General features: G+C 59.3%; 15 protein-coding genes. 3 read left to right on the plus strand and 12 right to left on the minus strand.

The window, feature by feature from the left end; all coding sequences use genetic code 11:
* Window positions 1-9: 9 nt before the first annotated feature.
* From KQP88_RS11800 to KQP88_RS11830, 7 genes are all read right to left on the minus strand, one after another.
* Window positions 10-1,314 carry a leucine-rich repeat-containing protein kinase family protein gene (locus KQP88_RS11800; protein WP_216705776.1) on the minus strand — a complete coding sequence of 435 codons (1,305 nt, stop codon included), beginning with the start codon at window positions 1,312-1,314 and terminating at the stop codon, window positions 10-12.
* 124 nt (window positions 1,315-1,438) lie between these two features.
* Window positions 1,439-2,575, minus strand: a complete 1,137-nt coding sequence (locus tag KQP88_RS11805; RefSeq protein WP_216705777.1) for a M14 family metallopeptidase — start codon at window positions 2,573-2,575, stop codon at window positions 1,439-1,441.
* A 78-nt stretch (window positions 2,576-2,653) separates the two neighbouring features.
* Window positions 2,654-3,199 (minus strand): DUF4880 domain-containing protein, encoded by a 546-nt coding sequence (locus KQP88_RS11810; RefSeq protein WP_216705778.1) that lies wholly within the window; start codon window positions 3,197-3,199, stop codon window positions 2,654-2,656.
* Window positions 3,200-3,654: 455 nt separating this feature from the next.
* A complete protein-coding gene (locus KQP88_RS11815) occupies window positions 3,655-5,619 on the minus strand; it encodes an acetyl/propionyl/methylcrotonyl-CoA carboxylase subunit alpha (protein WP_216705779.1) in 1,965 nt (654 codons plus the stop codon).
* Window positions 5,616-6,437, minus strand: coding sequence for a gamma-carboxygeranoyl-CoA hydratase (locus KQP88_RS11820; RefSeq protein WP_216705780.1), 822 nt, complete (start codon window positions 6,435-6,437; stop codon window positions 5,616-5,618). The genes KQP88_RS11815 and KQP88_RS11820 overlap by 4 nt, the downstream gene beginning before the upstream one ends.
* Window positions 6,438-6,448: 11 nt before the next feature.
* Window positions 6,449-8,056, minus strand: coding sequence for a carboxyl transferase domain-containing protein (locus KQP88_RS11825; protein ID WP_216705781.1), 1,608 nt, complete (start codon window positions 8,054-8,056; stop codon window positions 6,449-6,451).
* 15 nt (window positions 8,057-8,071) lie between these two features.
* Window positions 8,072-9,235, minus strand: a complete 1,164-nt coding sequence (locus tag KQP88_RS11830; RefSeq protein WP_216705782.1) for an isovaleryl-CoA dehydrogenase — start codon at window positions 9,233-9,235, stop codon at window positions 8,072-8,074.
* A 183-nt stretch (window positions 9,236-9,418) separates the two neighbouring features.
* Here KQP88_RS11830 and KQP88_RS25450 point away from each other — a divergent pair, with 183 nt between their 5' ends.
* The gene (locus KQP88_RS25450; protein WP_308507670.1) at window positions 9,419-9,655 is read left to right on the plus strand and encodes a hypothetical protein; all 237 of its coding nucleotides are present in this window, start codon (window positions 9,419-9,421) and stop codon (window positions 9,653-9,655) included.
* 284 nt (window positions 9,656-9,939) lie between these two features.
* Here KQP88_RS25450 and KQP88_RS11835 read toward each other — a convergent pair whose 3' ends face one another.
* The 3 genes from KQP88_RS11835 to KQP88_RS11845 all read right to left on the minus strand — a co-directional run bounded on the left by KQP88_RS11835 (window position 9,940) and on the right by KQP88_RS11845 (window position 12,354).
* Window positions 9,940-10,839: a hydroxymethylglutaryl-CoA lyase gene (locus KQP88_RS11835; RefSeq protein ID WP_216705783.1), complete on the minus strand. Its 900-nt coding sequence runs from the start codon at window positions 10,837-10,839 to the stop codon at window positions 9,940-9,942.
* Between the two features lie 50 nt (window positions 10,840-10,889).
* Window positions 10,890-11,270 (minus strand): MerR family transcriptional regulator, encoded by a 381-nt coding sequence (locus KQP88_RS11840; protein WP_216705784.1) that lies wholly within the window; start codon window positions 11,268-11,270, stop codon window positions 10,890-10,892.
* A gap of 145 nt (window positions 11,271-11,415) precedes the next feature.
* Window positions 11,416-12,354, minus strand: coding sequence for a LysR family transcriptional regulator (locus KQP88_RS11845; protein ID WP_200992320.1), 939 nt, complete (start codon window positions 12,352-12,354; stop codon window positions 11,416-11,418).
* Between the two features lie 168 nt (window positions 12,355-12,522).
* Between KQP88_RS11845 and KQP88_RS11850 the strand changes: the two genes are divergently transcribed.
* On the plus strand, window positions 12,523-13,734 hold the full coding sequence (locus tag KQP88_RS11850; RefSeq protein ID WP_216705785.1) for an acyl-CoA dehydrogenase: 1,212 nt from the start codon (window positions 12,523-12,525) through the stop codon (window positions 13,732-13,734).
* Between the two features lie 18 nt (window positions 13,735-13,752).
* Here the strand turns inward: KQP88_RS11850 and KQP88_RS11855 are convergent, their stop codons facing one another.
* The gene (locus KQP88_RS11855; protein ID WP_216705786.1) at window positions 13,753-15,075 is read right to left on the minus strand and encodes a substrate-binding domain-containing protein; all 1,323 of its coding nucleotides are present in this window, start codon (window positions 15,073-15,075) and stop codon (window positions 13,753-13,755) included.
* A gap of 140 nt (window positions 15,076-15,215) precedes the next feature.
* Window positions 15,216-16,028: an exodeoxyribonuclease III gene (gene xthA / locus KQP88_RS11860; protein ID WP_200992317.1), complete on the minus strand. Its 813-nt coding sequence runs from the start codon at window positions 16,026-16,028 to the stop codon at window positions 15,216-15,218.
* A 389-nt stretch (window positions 16,029-16,417) separates the two neighbouring features.
* Between xthA and KQP88_RS11865 the strand changes: the two genes are divergently transcribed.
* Complete coding sequence (locus KQP88_RS11865) at window positions 16,418-18,142, plus strand: autotransporter assembly complex protein TamA (protein WP_216705787.1); 1,725 nt, start codon at window positions 16,418-16,420, stop codon at window positions 18,140-18,142.

An 18,142-nucleotide genomic window follows, 5' to 3' on the forward strand; every position in this document is an offset into this window, starting at 1 on the left:
TGGGCTGTTTCAGGCAGCCCACGTTTGCAACGCCTGATACACCTCTTGCAGTGCCGGTCGTTTCCCGACTTCGGCCTGTATGCATCGTGCTTGCAGCACCTGCAATTCCTCCATGAGTGGCGTATCTTGCGGCCTTGGCTCGCAGCGCTCCAGCAATTCCCCCAGCAAGATTCCGAAAGCCCGTGTCTCGATACGCTCCAGCGCTACACCCTGGCTCGCTGAAGGATGGAATGAAGCTGCGCCGAAATCCCCCAGTAAACTGTCGCCATTGCCGCGCAGCAGAATGTTGTGGCCATAAAGATCGCCATGGGTAATCCCGCAGGCATGCAGATGCGCCGTGACCGAGGCGATTGAGCGAGCCAGATGCAGCAGCGTCTCGGGAGAGAAGCGGGTCTGGGCCGGATAGATATCCCGGGTGCAGGAATCCAGGCTTGGCGGTCCGGCGAGATTCACGAAGTCCGGTGCAATCAGCTCCATCACCAGCCCCAGTTGCCCTTGGGGATGCCCGGTAATCTGCCCTGATACCTTGATCAGGTTCGGATGATTACCCGCTGCGATACAGGCCGCCATTTCATTGAGCGGCGAACCGTCGCTGGTGACATCGCCCTTGTAGAGCTTGATGGCAGCCGTCTCACGGTCATCTCCGTTCTGCCACATGCCTTGCTGGATAATCCCGGAAGCCCCTTCACCCAGGCGCTGCTGAATGCTCAGTTGCTCCCAGGGAATCTGCCGGACGGATTGCTCTTCACGTGCCGGGCACAGCGGATTGCCTGCATACGCCAGCCAGGCCAGGGCCGGCAGGCGCAACAGCCAGTCAGGCAACTCGTTCAACTGGTTGGCGGCAATGCGGATCAGCTCAAGCTTGTGGCAATTGGCAAGGCTGGCCGGCAGGTTCTGCAGTCGATTACCCGCCAGCATCAGTTTTTGCAATTCAGGGCGTTGTCCCAGTTCTTCGGGCAGCGACGGGATCTGGTTGTCAGTCAGGATCAGCCAGCGCAGGCGAGGCGGCAGTGACTGTGCCGGGACATGCCTGATCTGGTTGGCCTTGAAACCGACGATGCGCAATTGCTCACACTGGCCAATGCACGCCGGCAGCTCGGTAAACAGGTTGTCGGATACGAACAGCACTTGCAGGTGCTTGAGCCGGTACAAATCGTCGGGCAGGCGATCGAGGGCATTGCCACTGAGATTGAGCACCTGCAGCGAGTCGGCCAGATCGAAGATTTCCTCTGGAAACTCCGTGAGGCCGCAAGACAGGTCCAGCCGGGTGATGCCAGACAGCTTGCCGGCACGCAGGTCTGCGAGGGTATGCATGGGTAGTTTCAGCCAATGAGGATGAGGTAGATACCATTTGAGTCGTCGCGAGCAAGCTCCCTCCCACGAGGTCTGTAGGAGGGAGCTTGCTCGCGACGGCGTCATGAAATACCTGGTTGAATGTTCAGCGCAGGATCGAGACCATTTCCGATGTCACGGTCAACACATCCCTGGCCAGTTGGCCGGAACGCTTGCCTGACCAGCCGGTGGTTGCATCCGGGGCGTTGTCGTTGTCCTTGAAAGGCATTTCCAGCGTCAGTGACAGGCACTTGAAGCGTTCGCCGACGCTGTTGCAGGCCAGCTTCATGTTGGCCTGGCCGGGAGCGCTGCGGGGGTAGCCATAGCGGGTCTGGAAGTCGACGGTGATTTCACTCAGGCGACGACGGAAATGCTCTTCCAGTTGCTGTTGCTGCCGGGTATAACCCGGATTGCCTTCGCAGGCGGCGGTGAACACGTAAGGTATCTCTTCATCGCCATGGACATCGATAAACATGTCCACGCCATGTTTTTCCATCTGCTGAAGAACGAAAAACACTTCCGGGCTTTGCTCTGCCGTGCTGTCCTGCCAGGCGCGGTTCAGGTCGTTGCCCTGGGCATTGGTGCGCAAATGCCCATGAAACGCGCCGTCCGGATTCACGTTGGGTACCAGATACAGATCCGCCGTCTCCAGCAGTTGGCTGATGACCGGGTCGTCCTGTTCCTGCAAACGCTCGATCAGGCCTTCCATGAACCACTCGGCCATATGCTCGCCGGGATGTTGCTGGGCGATCATCCAGATCTTGCGTTTGCCTTCGGCACCATCGCCCTTGCGCAGGAGCTGAATATCCCGGCCCTCGACGCTCTTGCCGGTTGCCAGCAGCTCGGCGCCGGTCTTTTCCAGAGCCTGCCTGATCAGCCAGTCATGGCGCTCACGGCTGTAGGGCTCGAAATAGGCGAACCAGATCTGCGGCTCGCTGGGCGAAATACTGAAGTTCAAGGCTTTGCCATCGAAGTTCGAAGGCACCCGAAACCAGGTCTGGTGATCGTAGGAGGCCACGGCGTTATAGCCGCTCCAGGCACGATTGAAGGTGGACTCGCTGGCATTGCTCAGGCTGAAAGCGTGTGGCTGGCCGACGTTCAGGCCCTCGACCTTGAAGTGGAACCACTGAAAGTGGGGGCTTTGGGTGTCGGGCGCGATTGCCAGTTCGACGCGTGCCGGATTGCTGGCATCGATGACTTGGATATTGCCGCTGTCGAAGTCGGCACGAATGGTGAGGGCCACGGTGTATTCCTGTGTGCGTAAGGCCCGTACTTTACACCGATCGACCGTCTTTATGACGACTTGAATGCCATGGACTGTTCAGGAGAATGTTTCAGCCGTCATCACCAGGCCGCAGACGAATGCGGTGAACAGGCACCAGGCCATATAAGTGCGGCGCTTGCGGCGATGCCAGCCTGAGCTGCCGAGGAGGGCGGCGGGCGTTTGCAGGCGACGCCACAGGCGTTCGCTGGTCTGGAAGGCCGCAAGGTGTGCCGGATCGGCGTCCAGCCAGTGACGAAACTCGATGCGCTGGCTGGCAGTGGTGGCTGGGCTTTGCAGGTGAACATACCAGCGGTTGGCCTGTTCCTGAGCCTGGTCACCGGGGAAGTCGGCTGGACTTTCCTCATGCCTGTAAGCCTGTTGCAGCACCCGGAACATGGCGCGTTCGACCTTTTCCAGATCGACTTCCATAAAGGCAGCGATCTCGGCGTAGGCGACACCATCGAGACGGCTGAGCAGGAATATCTGCTGGCGACGGCGCGAAAGTTTGCCCAGGCTGCGGCTCAACTCGGCGGCATGCCGGGTTATAGGGGCATCGGGCTGCCGGGTTGGCAGATGCAACAGAGGAGAGAGCTGGCTACTCATGATCTATCGCTCGCTGATCTTCCATGGAATCTTCCTTGTAAAGTGTGTGTTGCCATCCGTGATCAGCTTCAGGCTAGTGAATTCGAGAATCATTCTCAAGTGAAAAGTGACAACAATTACTATTTTTAATGAAAGGTGGAGCTAAAATTTATGACCTTGATCGATGTTGTTTTGCTATGATCCGCGCCATTGAGACACACAAAGACTTCATTAGCCTGAAGCAGCGAAAAAACCAAAAAAAAGACCCGGCAAAAAGCCGGGTCAAAAACCGTGATTAGCCTGATGAGGAGATAATCCGGGAGTCGACCTAAGACTCCTGGGTTATCCGCCAGTCTCGCGACCAGCTGATGCAATAATAATCATTATCATTTGCAAGTCAAATGTTTTTCCTGCATCCATTGAAATAAATAATCCTCCCTCTGCTGTGATGCCGTCCTGTGCGAGCCGGAAGGGTGCTACACGTCTTGCATTTCTACCAGCAACGTGCCTTCGCTGACCATTTCTCCCTCTTGGCAATGTAATGCCGCAATCACGCCTGCCTGTGCGGCACGAATGCTGTGTTCCATTTTCATGGCCTCAAGCACCACCAGTTGTGTACCTGCCTCAACCTGCTGGCCCGCTTGCACCAGCACGCGCACGATGCTGCCATTCATGGGGGCGGTAAAACCGCCTTGCCGGGTGTCGCTGGCACTGGCGGCCGCGATGGGGTCCATGCGTCTGATCGCGTGCACTTCACCTTGCCACTTGAGGTACAGCGTTTCGTTCTGGCGGATGGCCAGATGTTGATGACGAACGCCATTGCTCTCCACGACCAGTCGCTCGCCGCTCCACCGCAACAGGGCTTCGCTGCTGCGACGCAGGCGGACGACTTTCGTCTGGTCCTTGCACTGCAAGTGCAGATCGATCTGATCGGGTAGCCCTAAGCGCAGGCCTGTGTTTGAACACCATGGCGAGTGCAGGTCCTCCGTGCAGATACGTGAAGGTTCGCTCTGAATAAAGGCTTCGGCGGCGGCCTGCCAGAACGCTTCGGTCAACTCGCCCGTGTCAGGCAGCAAGTGCTCCTGATGGCGGGGGATGAATCCGGTATCCAGTTCGGCGGCAGCAAAGGCCGGATGACCAATGATGCGCTGCAAAAACGCCAGGTTGGTTTTCACGCCGCCCACTGCGAACTCATCCAGCATGGCCAGCAGTCGCAGGCGTGCTTCTTCGCGGTTTTCGCCCCAGGCGATCAGCTTGCCTAACATGGGGTCGTAGAACGGCGAGATGCTGTCGCCCTGACTGACGCCGCTGTCGATCCGCCAGCCTGTACGGGGAAGGGGCTCGCGATAGAGGTCGAGGGTGCCTGTGGCGGGTAGAAAGTCGTTTTCCGGGTCTTCGGCGTACAGGCGCACTTCAATGGCGTGCCCGTTCAGGGGAACTTGCTCTTGAGTGATCGGCAGTGCCTCGCCAAGGGCGACACTGATCTGCCACTGCACCAGATCAAGCCCGGTGATGTATTCGGTCACCGGGTGTTCGACCTGCAGGCGGGTGTTCATCTCCATGAAGAAGAATTCGCCCCGCGAATCCAGCAGAAACTCCACGGTGCCTGCACCCACATAACCGATGGCCTGGGCTGCCCGGACGGCGGCTTCGCCCATGGTCTGGCGCAATTGCGGGCTCAGGCCCGGAGCAGGCGCTTCTTCGACGACTTTCTGGTGGCGACGCTGTATCGAGCAGTCCCGCTCATTGAGGTAGAGGCAATGGCCATGCTGGTCGGCAAACACCTGGATCTCGATATGGCGCGGCCTGAGCAGGTACTTTTCCACCAGCATTCGCGAGTCGCCAAACGAGGACTTGGCCTCGCGCTGCCCCGAAGCCAGTGCCTCGGCCAGTTCGCTGGGGTTTTCTACGACCTTCATGCCCTTGCCGCCGCCTCCAGCGGTGGCCTTGAGCAGAACGGGATAGCCGATGCGCTCGGCTGCGGCCCGAAAGGTGTCCAGATCCTGGGCTGCGCCATGGTAGCCGGGCACCAGCGGGACTCCGGCAGCTTCCATCAGGGATTTGGCGGCTGACTTGCTGCCCATGGCCTCTATGGCCGAAGCGGGCGGGCCGATAAAGATCAGTCCGGCGTTTTCAACGGCTCGGGCAAACTCGGCACTCTCGGACAGAAAACCGTAGCCGGGATGTATCGCCTGAGCGCCGCTGGAGCGGGCGCCGGCTATCAGTTTGTCGATCTGCAGATAACTGTCGGCTGCCTTGCTGCCCCCAAGGTCCACCCGAATGTCGGCTTCACGGCTGTGACGGGCCTCCCGGTCGATGGCGCTGTGGACTGCCACGGTGGTCAGCCCGAGCTGTCTGGCGGTACGCATGATGCGGCAGGTGATTTCGCCCCGGTTGGCAACCAGCAGCGTGGTCAGTACAGGCTTGGCCGGGACGCTCATGATTGCGAGTCCTTCTGTTTGTCTGCAGATGCCTGCCAGTACGGCTGGCGCTTTTCCAGGAAGGCCCGCAAACCTTCCTGGCCTTCGGCGCTGGTGCGAATCCGCGCAATGGTGCTTTCGCAGTAACGGCGCAGAGACGGCGTCAGCTCGCCGCTGCCCACTTCCCGCAGCAGGTCTTTGCTGGTACGCATGGCGTGGGGGCTGTTGAGCAGCAGGTTATCGATCCACACTTGCGTCTGGTTTTCCAGATCCGCCAGCGGGTAACACTCGGCAAGCAGGCCGATCTCCCGGGCACGCACACCATCGAAGCGCTCGGCGGTCAGGGTGTAGCGCCGTGCCGCACGTTCACCGATGGCCTGAACCACAAACGGGCTGATCACTGCGGGTGCCAGGCCAATCCGTACCTCCGACAGGCAGAACTGCGCTTCTTGCGCACCGATTGCCATGTCGCAGCAACTGATCAGGCCCAGTGCGCCGCCAAATGCCGCGCCTTGAACCACGGCCAGGGTCGGGATTTTCAGTCTGGCCAGGTTGTACATCAGTTCGGCCAGTTCCCGGGCGTCGTCCAGGTTGGTGTTGTAATCCATATCCGCTGCCTGCTGCATCCAGCTCAGGTCGGCACCTGCGCTGAAATGCTTGCCATGCCCGCGAATCAGCAGGAAGCGAAGACTGGCATTGGCGTGTACGGCGTCCAGGGCCAGGATCAGCTCGCGAATCATCTGCGCATTGAAGGCGTTGTGCTTTTCCGGACGATGGAGCCAGAGGGTGGCGAAGCCGCGTGGGTCTTCGATCAGGGTGATGGTTGCGAAGGGCGTCATGGTTTATCCCCTTACATGCGAAACAGGCCGAACGTGGTGGGTTCGATGGGGGCGTTGAGCGAGGCTGAAAGTGCCAGGGCCAGAATGTCGCGGGTTTGCGCAGGGTCGATAACGCCGTCGTCCCACAGGCGGGCGCTGGAATAGTAGGGGTGGCCCTGATGTTCGTACTGGTCGAGGATCGGCTGTTTCAGTGCGGCCTGCTGCTCTTCGCTGAAGGTCTGGCCGCTGCGCTCGGCCTGTTCACGCTTGACCTGCACCAGCACGCCTGCTGCCTGTTCGCCGCCCATCACGCCGATCCGGGCATTGGGCCACATCCACAGGAAGCGCGGGTCATAGGCGCGGCCACACATCCCATAGTTTCCGGCCCCGAAGCTGCCACCGATGATCACCGTGAACTTGGGTACTTTGGCGCATGCCACGGCGGTCACCAGCTTGGCGCCGTGCTTGGCAATGCCGCCGCTTTCGTATTTCTGGCCGACCATGAAGCCGGTGATGTTCTGCAGGAACAGCAACGGGATGCCGCGCTGGCAGGCCAGCTCGATGAAATGCGCGCCTTTCTGTGCGGCTTCGGCGAACAGAATGCCGTTATTGGCGAGGATCGCGACGGGATAGCCATGCAGCCGGGCAAAGCCGCAGACCAGCGTGGTGCCGAACAGCGCCTTGAATTCATCGAGCACCGAACCGTCCACCAGCCGTGCAATGACCTCGCGCACATCGAAAGGCTGCTTGGCTTCGGCGGGAATCACGCCATACAGCTCGTCGCTGGCATACAAGGGCTCAACAGGTGCAATGACGTTCAGTCGACCCTGCTTGTGCCAGTTGAGGTTGGCGATACTGCGGCGGGCCAGCTCCAGGGCGTGTTCGTCGTTCTCGGCGTAGTGGTCGGCCACTCCGGAGGTCCGGCAATGCACATCGGCACCGCCCAGATCCTCGGCGCTCACCACTTCGCCGGTGGCGGCCTTCACCAGTGGCGGCCCGGCCAGGAAAATCGTGGCCTGCTGGCGCACCATGATCGCTTCGTCGGCCATGGCGGGCACATAGGCACCGCCCGCCGTGCAGGAGCCCATTACCACGGCGATCTGCGGGATGCCCATGGCGCTCATGTTGGCCTGATTGAAAAAGATCCGCCCGAAGTGTTCGCGATCCGGAAACACTTCATCCTGACGCGGCAGGTTGGCACCGCCCGAATCCACCAGATAGATGCAGGGCAGGCGGTTCTGCTGCGCGATGGCCTGGGCCCGCAGGTGTTTCTTGACGGTCAACGGGTAGTAGGAGCCGCCTTTGACCGTGGCGTCGTTGGCGACAATCATGCATTCCACACCTTCGACCCGGCCAATGCCGGCAATCACGCCCGCGGCCGGAACCTCTTCGTCATAGACGGCATGGGCCGCGAGCTGGCCGATTTCCAGAAACGGCGAACCGGGGTCCAGCAAGCGATTGATGCGCTCGCGGGGCAGCAGCTTGCCTCGGGACGTGTGGCGTTCCTGTGCCTTGCTGCCGCCACCTTCATGAACTCTGGCCAGCAGACGGCGCAGGTCATTGACCTGTTCCAGCAAGGCGGCGTGGTTGCTGGCGTATTCGGGAGAGCGCGTATTGATTTGGCTGTGCAGAATGGTCATGAAGCACTCCCGGGCTCAGCGTGTCTCGTTGAACAGTTCGCGGCCGATCAGCATGCGCCGGATTTCACTGGTGCCTGCGCCGATCTCATACAGCTTGGCGTCGCGTAGCAGGCGACCGGCCGGAAACTCGTTGATATAGCCATTGCCGCCCAGAATCTGGATGGTATCCAGCGCCATTTGCGTAGCCCGTTCGGCGCTGTAAAGGATGATGCCGGCGGCATCCTTGCGGGTGGTTTCGCCGCGGTCGCAGGCCTGGGCGACGGCATACAGATACGCGCGGCTGGCATTCATCTGGGTGTACATGTCCGCGACCTTGCCCTGAATGAGCTGAAACTCGCCAATACTCTGGCCAAACTGCTTGCGGTCGTGGATATAAGGCAACACCACATCCATGCAGGCCTGCATGATCCCGGTCGGGCCGCCGGAGAGCACGACGCGCTCGTAATCCAGGCCGCTCATCAACACCTTCACGCCGCCATTGAGCGGCCCCAGCAGGTTTTCTTCCGGGACTTCCACGTCATCGAAAAACAGCTCGCAGGTGTTGGAGCCGCGCATGCCGAGCTTGTCGAACTTGTTACTGCGGGTGAAACCTTTCCAGTCACGCTCGACGATAAAGGCACTGATGCCATGGGCGGCCTTTTCCAGGTCGGTCTTGGCGTAGATCACGTAGGTATTGGCGTCCGGGCCGTTGGTGATCCAGGTCTTGCTGCCATTGAGCACGAAGCGGTCGCCGCGGCGCTCGGCCCGCAGCTTCATGGACACCACGTCCGACCCGGCATTGGGTTCGCTCATGGCCAGGGCGCCGACATGTTCTCCACTGATCAGCCTGGGCAGGTAGCGGGCTTTCTGCGCCGGGTTGCCATTGCGGTTGATCTGGTTGACACACAGATTCGAGTGGGCGCCGTAGGAGAGGGCGACCGAGGCCGACCCGCGGCTGATTTCTTCCATGGCAACCACGTGGGCCAGGTAGCCGAGGCACGCGCCGCCATATTCTTCGCTGACGGTGATGCCCAGAAGCCCCATGTCCCCGAACTTGCGCCACATGTCGGCGGGGAACAGGTTGTCCCTGTCGATCTGTGCGGCACGGGGGGAAAGCTCCGACGCGACAAAGGACTGGATCTGGTCGCGCAGCATGTCGATGGTTTCGCCCAGGGCGAAGTTCAGACTGGGGTAGATCATGAATAGCGCTCCAGTTTTATTATTGGCGGATTGGCTATGACCTTTACGTTAACGTAAGCCTGTAATTGCCAAGGTGTCAATGTCGGAGGGCGAACAGGGGAAAGAGAGGGGGGATGATGGGAATGCCGGAAAGCACGAAGGGGAGCCTGGGCTCCCCTTCAAGGTTTCTTTGCATGCTCTTTTTTGTTTTTCGGGAGGTCTTTTATTGTTGTTGGCGACCTGGCCCTTCACATCTTTTTTGAGCGACCCCCATTCGGGATCAAGAGCAAACGTATTTTTTTGAGCGCTGATATCGCTTTTATCGTGTCGATCCAACCAGTTCCGGAGCTACCTGAAGGTAGTTTTATTGTTCTCTGCCTGGTTGCGAGTACCCCTTCGCAAGGGCCTCTAAAAGCTATCCACTCCAAAAAAATCTGTTAGCTGCGCCTCTGTCCGTGTTGTTCTTGTTATGTCAGAGCCGATACGTATTGTTTTTATTGGATTGCTGCGTTTTCTTGTTCTTGTTGTACAAGAGATATAGCAGAACCCGTGCCAGTTTTTGCGAAACCCTTTAAAAGCAGGGCTTTGGCGGGATTCTTGACGCTGAGGTGCTTGCCCGTCAGCCATTGAATGTTTCCGTGTTACCCGTTTTCACTCAACTGATCCCGACGAGGGTAACACTCTGTGACAAGTTGCCGCACCGGCTCGCCGACCAATGACCTTTCTCAGGCGGGCAGATGAGCCATGGCCACCTTTGAGCCGTTGCGACGTTCCAGCACGGTACAGATTCGCTGGCCAGCCGCGATCAGCAGATCCAGGTCGATGCCCGTGTCGATGCCCAGGCCGCCGAGCATATACAGCACGTCCTCTGTCGCCACATTGCCGCTGGCACCCTTGGCGTAAGGGCAACCGCCAAGTCCGGCAACCGAGCTGTCGAAGACCGCGATGCCTTCCAGCAGGCTGGCGTAGATATTGGCCAGGGCCTGGCCGTAGGTGTCGTGAAAATGCCCGGCGAGTTTGCCCCGGGGAATCTGCCCGGCGACCACGTTGAAAAGCTCTCGGGTGTTGGCGGGTGTGCCGATGCCGATGGTGTCGCCCAGAGACACTTCGTAGCAGCCCATCGCGATCAACTCGTTGGCCACGGACGACACTTGCTGGGGCGAAACCTTGCCTTCGTAAGGGCAGCCCAGTACGCACGACACATAGCCTCGCACGCGAATCCCGTGCAGATGTGCCGCCGCCATTACCGGCAGAAACCGCTCCAGACTTTCGTTGATGGAGCAGTTGATATTGCGCCGGGAAAAGGCTTCGGAGGCCGAAGCAAATACCGCCACCTCACGAACACCGGCCGCCAGCGCATCTTCGAAACCTTTCAGGTTGGGGGTCAGTGCTGAATAGATGACATCGGTTTGAGGTTGAAGGCTGGCAAAGACTTCGGCGGAGCCGGCCATCTGCGGCACCCATTTGGGGGATACGAAACTGCCGGCCTCGATGTGCTTCAGTCCTGCGGCTGTCAGGTCCTGGATCAGTTGAACCTTGTCCGAAATGCTCACCGGACGCGCTTCATTTTGCAGGCCGTCTCTGGGGCCAACTTCCACCAGGCGAACGCGTTGAGGTAAATGCATGGCGGTTGTACCTCATTTATTGTCGAGGTTTGTTATTTATATTATTGATATCAAAGGGTTTTATTCAGTGCAGCCCGACAGCGTTCCTCTGCGGTATCCAGCTCCAGTTGCATCTGCTGAATATCCAGAAGCTGCTGCTCCAGCTGGTTGCGGCGCTCTTCGATCTTGCCCAGCATGCTGTGTAACTGCTTCTGATTGTCGCCGTGAGGGTCGTACAGCTCGATCAGCTCCCGGCATTCTGCCAGGGAGAAACCGATGCGTTTACCGCGCAGGATCAGCTTGAGGGTGACTTTGTCGCGGGGGGAGTAGATGCGCTCCAGGCCCCGTCTTTCGGGGCTGAGCATGCCTTGTTCCTCGTAAAAGCGAATGGCGCGGGTGGTGATGTCCAGTTCGCGGGCGAGGTCGGAGATGCTGTAGGTCGGGCTGTTCATGGGGCGCTCGGCGGGGGAAACCTTTGGGTTAACCTAAGGCTGGCTTGACGTATACGTCAAGCCGATACCGCTCTGCAGGGTCAAAGTTAAAGCTAGAACTAGCTTTAATTTTTTAATTTAAATCTATATTTATCATTGGCTTGGGCTATATAGCTGATGCTGTTTCTGTCTTGTTTTCCTGTGCCGTAACCCGCTGGCACAGCTCGATAAGCTGCTCGCGCATCCAGCGATTGGCCGGATCCTGATCGGTGCTTTCGTGCCAGTACAGATGGGTTTCCACGGCCGGAACATCGCTGACCGGCAACTGCGCATAGTGCAGGTCGTGACGCCGGGAAAAACGCTCGGGGACGGTCATGACCATGTCGGTCTGTTGCAGCACCTGAGTCGCCATCAGGTAGTGCTGGGAGCGCAAGGCGATCTTGCGCTGGATTCCCATCTTGCCCAGCGCCAGGTCCACATGCCCAAGGCCGCTGCGACGGCTGGAAATATGAATGTGCGCCTGTGCCAGATAGTCATCTAGATTGAAGGCGGCCTTGCCTGCCAGAGGATGGCCTTTGCGCATGGCGCAGACGTATTTGTCTTCCATCAACTTGACGTGCCGCACCTGCGGGTCGGTATTGAGAGGCGCATCGACGGCGAAGTCCAGGCGACCGGCAGCCAGCTCCTTGGTGGTTTCGCGACGTTTGGACAGGAAGCTTTCGATGGTCACTGCCGGGGCCTGACGCCGCAGACGCTGAAACAGCAGGGGCAGGATCACCGCTTCGGTCAGGTCGGTCATGCTGATGCGGTAGTTCTTGCTGGCCTGCAGCGGATTGAAGATCCGGCTTTCCTGCACCGATACCCTCAGCAGTGACAAGGCATTGCGCACCGGGCCGATGATGTTCTGGGCCATAGGCGTGGGCACCATGCCCTGTGCCGTGCGCACGAACAGCGGATCGTTGAAGGTTTCCCGCAGTCGCGCCAGGGCGTTGGATACCGCTGGCTGGGTAATGCCCACGATCTGGCCGGCTCGTGTCAGATTGGCTTCGGTGTAAATGGCGTCGAAGACAATGAAAAGATTGAGATCAACCTTGCTCAGGTTCATTGGAGGCGCCTCTCGTTGTTCTTGTAGGGTCACTGCTTATGCCGCAGCGTAGCTCGATCATATATTGGTTATGAATGTTTATATACGCCGAGAATAGATTAGATAAATGCCGGTGGGTTCTTTAGCATCCTTTTCATGACCTCCATTCCCTTGAGAAGGTAGCTGCCCATGGATTTTGCCTATTCCCCGAAAGTGCAGGAGCTGCGCGAGCGCGTCACTGCCTTCATGGACGCTTACGTCTATCCCGCCGAACCCGTGTTCGAGCGCCAGGTGGCGGAAGGTGATCGCTGGCAGCCCACGGCAATCATGGAAGAGCTCAAAGCCAGGGCCAGGGAGCAAGGTCTGTGGAACCTGTTTCTGCCCGACTCGGAACTGGGCGCCGGCCTGACCAACCTTGAATACGCGCCTCTGGCTGAAATCATGGGCCGCTCGCTGCTCGGGCCTGAGCCCTTCAACTGCTCGGCTCCGGACACCGGCAATATGGAAGTGCTGGTGCGTTACGCAACCCCGGAGCAGAAGCAGCAATGGCTGGAGCCGCTGCTGCGAGGCGAGATTCGTTCGGCCTTTGCCATGACCGAGCCTGACGTGGCGTCCTCGGATGCAACCAATATGGCGGCCCGCGCCGAGCGGGATGGCGATGAGTGGGTCATCAATGGGCGCAAATGGTGGACCTCCGGTGCCTGTGATCCTCGCTGCAAGATCCTGATTTTCATGGGCCTGACCAATCCCGACGGGCCTCGCCATCAGCAGCACTCCATGATTCTGGTCCCCGCGGATACGCCAGGCGTGAAGATCGTGCGGCCGCTGCCGGTCTTTGGCTATGACGATGCGCCTCATGGGCACGCTGAAGTGCTGTTCGAGAATGTCCGGGTGCCTTATGGCAATGTGCTGTTGGGCGAAGGGCGTGGTTTTGAAATTGCCCAGGGGCGTCTGGGGCCTGGGCGTATCCACCACTGCATGCGCTCGATCGGCATGGCGGAGCGTGCTCTGGAGCTGATGTGTCAGCGTGCTGCCAGTCGCGTGGCATTCGGCAAGCCGCTGGGGTTGCTGGGCGGCAATATCGACAAGATCGCGGATTCGCGCATGGAAATCGACATGGCGCGGCTGCTGACCCTCAAGGCCGCCTACATGATGGATACCGTGGGTAACAAGGTGGCCAGGAGCGAGATTGCCCAGATCAAGGTGGTGGCGCCCAACGTGGCGTTGAAAGTCATTGACCGGGCCATCCAGATCCATGGCGGCGCAGGGGTTTCCAATGATTTCCCGCTGGCCTACATGTATGCCATGCAGCGCACCTTGCGTCTGGCCGACGGCCCGGATGAGGTGCATCGTGCGGCCATTGGCAAATTCGAACTGGGAAAATACCTGCCGCAGAGGTAAGTGGGTTGGGGCGCGGGTTCAATTCACCCAGACTTCAACCCGCCGGTTCTTGATCCGGCCATCGTCGGCATCGTTGCCAGCGACCGGCATTTCGTCGCCGAAGCCCAGTATTTCGTGGAAGGTCACCCCACTTTTCTGCAGTTCCCGGCGAACCGCCATGGCGCGCAGCCGGGAAAGCAGGGCGGCCCGTGCCGAATCGCTCTTGGCATCGCCAAAGCCCACCAGCGTGACTTGCTGATCGAGCTTCTGATGGGTCTTGAGGTAATCCGCCACCCGCCTGAGATCCAGCTGTGCCTTGTTGTCGAGTCGGGCGCTGCCCTGGGCAAAGCGGAAGTTGACCGACAGGCGCTCGGCTTTGCGAGTCAATGCCTGATAGTCCTCGGGCATCTGCGCCGTTGCCTGCACCTTCATGGCCTGAACGGTCTGAGCCACAAAACCGTTGCTGGCCACGATGGCCTGGCCTTCGGCGCTTTGTGCAAAGTGAACCAGTGCCTGGGCCCAGTCATGGTTGGCCTTGGGCGGAACATACAGATAGAGGCGTCTCGAAAGCGGGTAGTCCTCGGTGGCAATCAGGCTGACAGTGGGTAGCATTGCTTTTGATTCTCCGTCGGCAACCGCTACGGCTTTGGCGTGGCGAACATAAGGCAGGCCGATGAAGCCAATACCGTTGCGATCATTGCTGACCGCATCGGAAAGCTGCTCGCTGGACTCGAAGCGTCTTGCCTGACGCGACAGGTTCTTGCCGTTACGGGTCAGCACCAGTTCCTTGAAGGTTTCATAGGTGCCGGAATTTTCGTCGCGTGCGTACAGATGAATCTCGCCGGCATTGCCGCCGACCTCTTGCCAGTCCCGGATTTCTCCCGAAAAGATGCGCGCCAGTTCCAGAGTGCTGAGCTGTCGCAGCGGATTGCCCGGATGCAGGATGACCGCCACGCCGTCGATGGCGATCACTTGCTCGCTGTCGGGGCTTTTCAGGTCGCCAAGGGCTTTGAGTTCCTGGGCTTCCTGATCCTTGATCGGTCGTGAAGAGGCCGCAATATCGGCGCTGCCTGCCTTGAGCGCAGTGAAGCCGGTGCCCGAGCCGTGGGCAGCAATTTCCGCGACCACCGCCTGTCCGGTTGCCGTTGAGCCCGTCACGCGGGTTTCGTTGGGCTGTGTGCCGGGGAGTCTTTGCAGGGCTTGCAGCCCTTGCTGGCGCATCAGGCCTTCGACCAGTGCCGGGCCCAGTTGCGCATTGATGGTGTTGGAACCCTGGATGCGCAACGCGGGCGTCGCAGCCTGGGTCATGCAGGGCAGGAAGGCGCAGGGCAGCACCAGTGCGCAAAGCAGAGCGCGCAGCATCTGCGTCACCTTGTATAGCTGAAAGTCTCGGCAGAATAAGACAGAAAGATTGCTGAAATATGACGCTTGATGAGGCGTCTGCTGTTTATTCGCGCCGACTCGCCTGCGGGTTCACAGGCAAGCCGGTATCGCGACATTTATCAGCTCAATTCAAGCCAGATAGGCGCGTGATCCGAAGGTTTTTCCATGCCGCGCAATTCGTAGTCCACACCCGCTGCCTTGATGCGTGGTTGCAGACCAGTGGACGTCATGATCAGGTCGATGCGCAGCCCGCGCTTGGGGCTGTCTTCAAAGCCGCGACTGCGGTAGTCGAACCAGCTGAACTGATCGACCACTTCCGGGTGCAGGTGGCGGAAGCTGTCCACCAGGCCCCAGTTCTTCAGGCGCTCCATCCATTCGCGTTCTTCCGGCAGAAAGCTGCATTTGCCGGTTTTCAGCCAGCGCTTGGCATTGTCCGGGCCGATGCCGATATCGCAGTCCTGCGGGGAAATATTCACATCGCCCATGACGATCAGCGGCTGCTCATTGCTGAAACGGCTTTCCAGCAGTGTTTGAAGGTCGTTGTAGAAGCGTTGCTTGGCGGGGAACTTGGTAGGGTGGTCGCGGCTTTCGCCCTGAGGGAAGTAACCGTTCATGATGGTAACCGGCTGGCCATTGCTGTCCGCGTAGGTGCCCCAGATGAAACGCTTCTGTGCCTCTTCATCGTCCCCCTCGAAACCCTTGTGCAGGGCCAGTGGCATATTGCGCGAGAGCAGGGCAACGCCGTAATGGCCTTTCTGGCCATGGAAGTGAACGTGGTAGCCCAGTGCTTCGATCTCGGCCTGGGGAAACTGCTCGTCGCTGACCTTGGTTTCCTGCAGGCCAATCACGTCAGGCTGATGCTTTTCGATCAGCGCCGCCAGCTGATGCGGTCGGGCACGCAGACCGTTGATATTGAAAGATACAATTTTCATGAAGCGGCAATCCTGAATTCATACAAAGAAGCGATGCTAGCCGACCGGCCGATTTACGGCCAGCGTGCTGTCGGCTGCTACGCTGGATTGATGAATGGAGAATATGTAATGCCGGTCAGTCAAGGCATACCTGTCACTTGTGGGAGGGGCCTTGGCCGCGACGACCCGCGTGAAGACAATTTCATTTTCAGCGCCTTCACGGGCTTTTCGCCAGCAAGCTGCCTCCCACAAGTTTTGTCAGGCCTTAACTGATCAGCATTACGTCCGCAGAAGGCTTTTTCTGACCAGGTCTTCAGGTTTTTCTGCAGGTTGTGACGTAAGGGATTGAAAGTTCGAATTATTGACAGGTTCCAGCAGAATCTGTCGATCGTGTTAGCATCCGTGACCATATGAAGTTTTTAACCCTGCTCAGCAGCGCGCTGCTGATGTCCATGAGTGCAACGGCTCTTGCCCAAGCCCGTCTGGATGTCAGGATCAAGCCCGCGAATCCGGAACTCAAAGCCAACGTCGAAGGATATGTAGGCAGCCTTGGCGAGCGTGATGCCGAGGCCCTGAAACATTTCAGCCTGGGCGCCGAAGAGCAGGCGCAGAAGGCGGCTCAGGCGCTGGGCTACTATCAGGCGCAAATTGAGAGTCAGGTGACAGGCGAGCAGGACCCTACGCTGGTCATGACCATCCAGCCCGGTGAGCCGATCCGCCTGCGCAATGTGACGGTACGTATCGATGGGCCTGCCGCTTCCCTGAAGGCTTTTCAGGTCCCCAAAAGCCGGGCGCTGGCTCCCGGTGCCGTGCTCAACCATGGTTATTATGAAGACGCCAAGCGCCTGATCCAGAATCAGGCCTCTCGCTACGGCTTTTTCAGCGGCCGCTTTACCAGTCAGCGTCTGGCAGTGGACCCTCGGGCCGGGGTGGCAGATATCGATCTGGTCTATGAAAGCGGCCCACGCTACTCCCTGGGCAAAGTGGCGTTCAGCGGCGATACCCCCCTCGATGACGACCTGCTCAAGCGCATGGTGCCGTTCAAGGAAAACACGCCTTATGACTCGCAACTGATCGCCGAACTCAATCAGGCCATGCAGTCCAGTGGCTATTTCGAGGGCGTGCGGGTGGATGCAGCTCCGGCCGCTGCCGTCGGGCAGGTCATTCCGGTGACTGTGCAACTGGAAACCCGCAAGCCGCGCACCATGGGCCTGGGTCTGGGGTTCTCCACTGACGTCGGGCCGCGTGGCAAGGCCAACTGGACGCGCCACTGGGCCAATCCCCAAGGGCACAGTTATGGCTTTGAAAGCGAGCTGTCGGCACCCCGGCAGAATGTGGGTCTGTGGTACGACATACCACTCGACCCGCCACTGACCGACAAGCTGCGTTTTGCCGGCGGTTATCAGTATGAAGAAATCGCAGGCACCGACAGCCTCAGTAAACTGCTCACCGTCGGCCCGGAATGGCACAGCAAGTTACCCAGTGGTTGGGAGCGGGTGGTTTCCCTCAAGTGGCAGCGCGAAGAGTATCGCCTGGGCGATGACAGCGGCCTGAGCACCTTGCTGATGCCCGGTATCAGCTACTCCTTCCTGCGCAGTGATAATCGCATCGATCCGAGCCAGGGTTACCGTTTTCAGTTCGATGCGCAGGTGGCCAAGGAGGGCGTGATGTCCGATGCCAACTTGTTTCATGGCAACGTACTGCTCAAGGGGCTGACCACCGTTGCGCAGAATCACCGCTTTCTCGGGCGCGTGCAGTTCGGTGGCAACCTGACCAATGGCTATAAATCCATCCCGCCGTCCCTGCGCTTTTTTGCCGGTGGCGATCAGAGCGTTCGCGGTTACGACTACCAGACCCTGTCGCCGACTAACTCCGATGGCGACCGTATCGGCGGTCGCTACATGGTGGCGGGCAGCGTCGAGTACCAATATTCCATCGCGGAAAAATGGCGTCTGGCGACTTTTGTCGATCAGGGCAACTCCTTCAATAACCTTGAGCTGCCGAGCCTGAAGACCGGCGTAGGTTTCGGGGGGCGCTGGGTTTCACCGGTGGGGCCGTTGCGCCTGGATCTGGCCCGTGCGCTGGACGATGACGGCGGGATTCGTCTGCACTTCTCCATGGGACCGGAACTGTGA

The sequence above is a fragment of the Pseudomonas lijiangensis genome (genome assembly GCF_018968705.1).
Lineage (GTDB): Bacteria > Pseudomonadota > Gammaproteobacteria > Pseudomonadales > Pseudomonadaceae > Aquipseudomonas > Aquipseudomonas lijiangensis.

Coding starts and splice junctions, on each gene's coding strand:
- KQP88_RS11865 (WP_216705787.1), top strand. CDS start 16,418: ATGAAGTTTTTAACCCTGCTCAGCAGCGCGCTGCTGATGTCCATGAGT.
- KQP88_RS11810 (WP_216705778.1), bottom strand. CDS start 3,199: ATGAGTAGCCAGCTCTCTCCTCTGTTGCATCTGCCAACCCGGCAGCCC.
- KQP88_RS11825 (WP_216705781.1), bottom strand. CDS start 8,056: ATGACCATTCTGCACAGCCAAATCAATACGCGCTCTCCCGAATACGCC.
- KQP88_RS11830 (WP_216705782.1), bottom strand. CDS start 9,235: ATGATCTACCCCAGTCTGAACTTCGCCCTGGGCGAAACCATCGACATG.
- KQP88_RS11835 (WP_216705783.1), bottom strand. CDS start 10,839: ATGCATTTACCTCAACGCGTTCGCCTGGTGGAAGTTGGCCCCAGAGAC.
- KQP88_RS11855 (WP_216705786.1), bottom strand. CDS start 15,075: ATGCTGCGCGCTCTGCTTTGCGCACTGGTGCTGCCCTGCGCCTTCCTG.
- KQP88_RS11815 (WP_216705779.1), bottom strand. CDS start 5,619: ATGAGCGTCCCGGCCAAGCCTGTACTGACCACGCTGCTGGTTGCCAAC.
- KQP88_RS11820 (WP_216705780.1), bottom strand. CDS start 6,437: ATGACGCCCTTCGCAACCATCACCCTGATCGAAGACCCACGCGGCTTC.
- KQP88_RS11850 (WP_216705785.1), top strand. CDS start 12,523: ATGGATTTTGCCTATTCCCCGAAAGTGCAGGAGCTGCGCGAGCGCGTC.
- KQP88_RS11845 (WP_200992320.1), bottom strand. CDS start 12,354: ATGAACCTGAGCAAGGTTGATCTCAATCTTTTCATTGTCTTCGACGCC.
- KQP88_RS11800 (WP_216705776.1), bottom strand. CDS start 1,314: ATGCATACCCTCGCAGACCTGCGTGCCGGCAAGCTGTCTGGCATCACC.
- xthA (WP_200992317.1), bottom strand. CDS start 16,028: ATGAAAATTGTATCTTTCAATATCAACGGTCTGCGTGCCCGACCGCAT.
- KQP88_RS11840 (WP_216705784.1), bottom strand. CDS start 11,270: ATGAACAGCCCGACCTACAGCATCTCCGACCTCGCCCGCGAACTGGAC.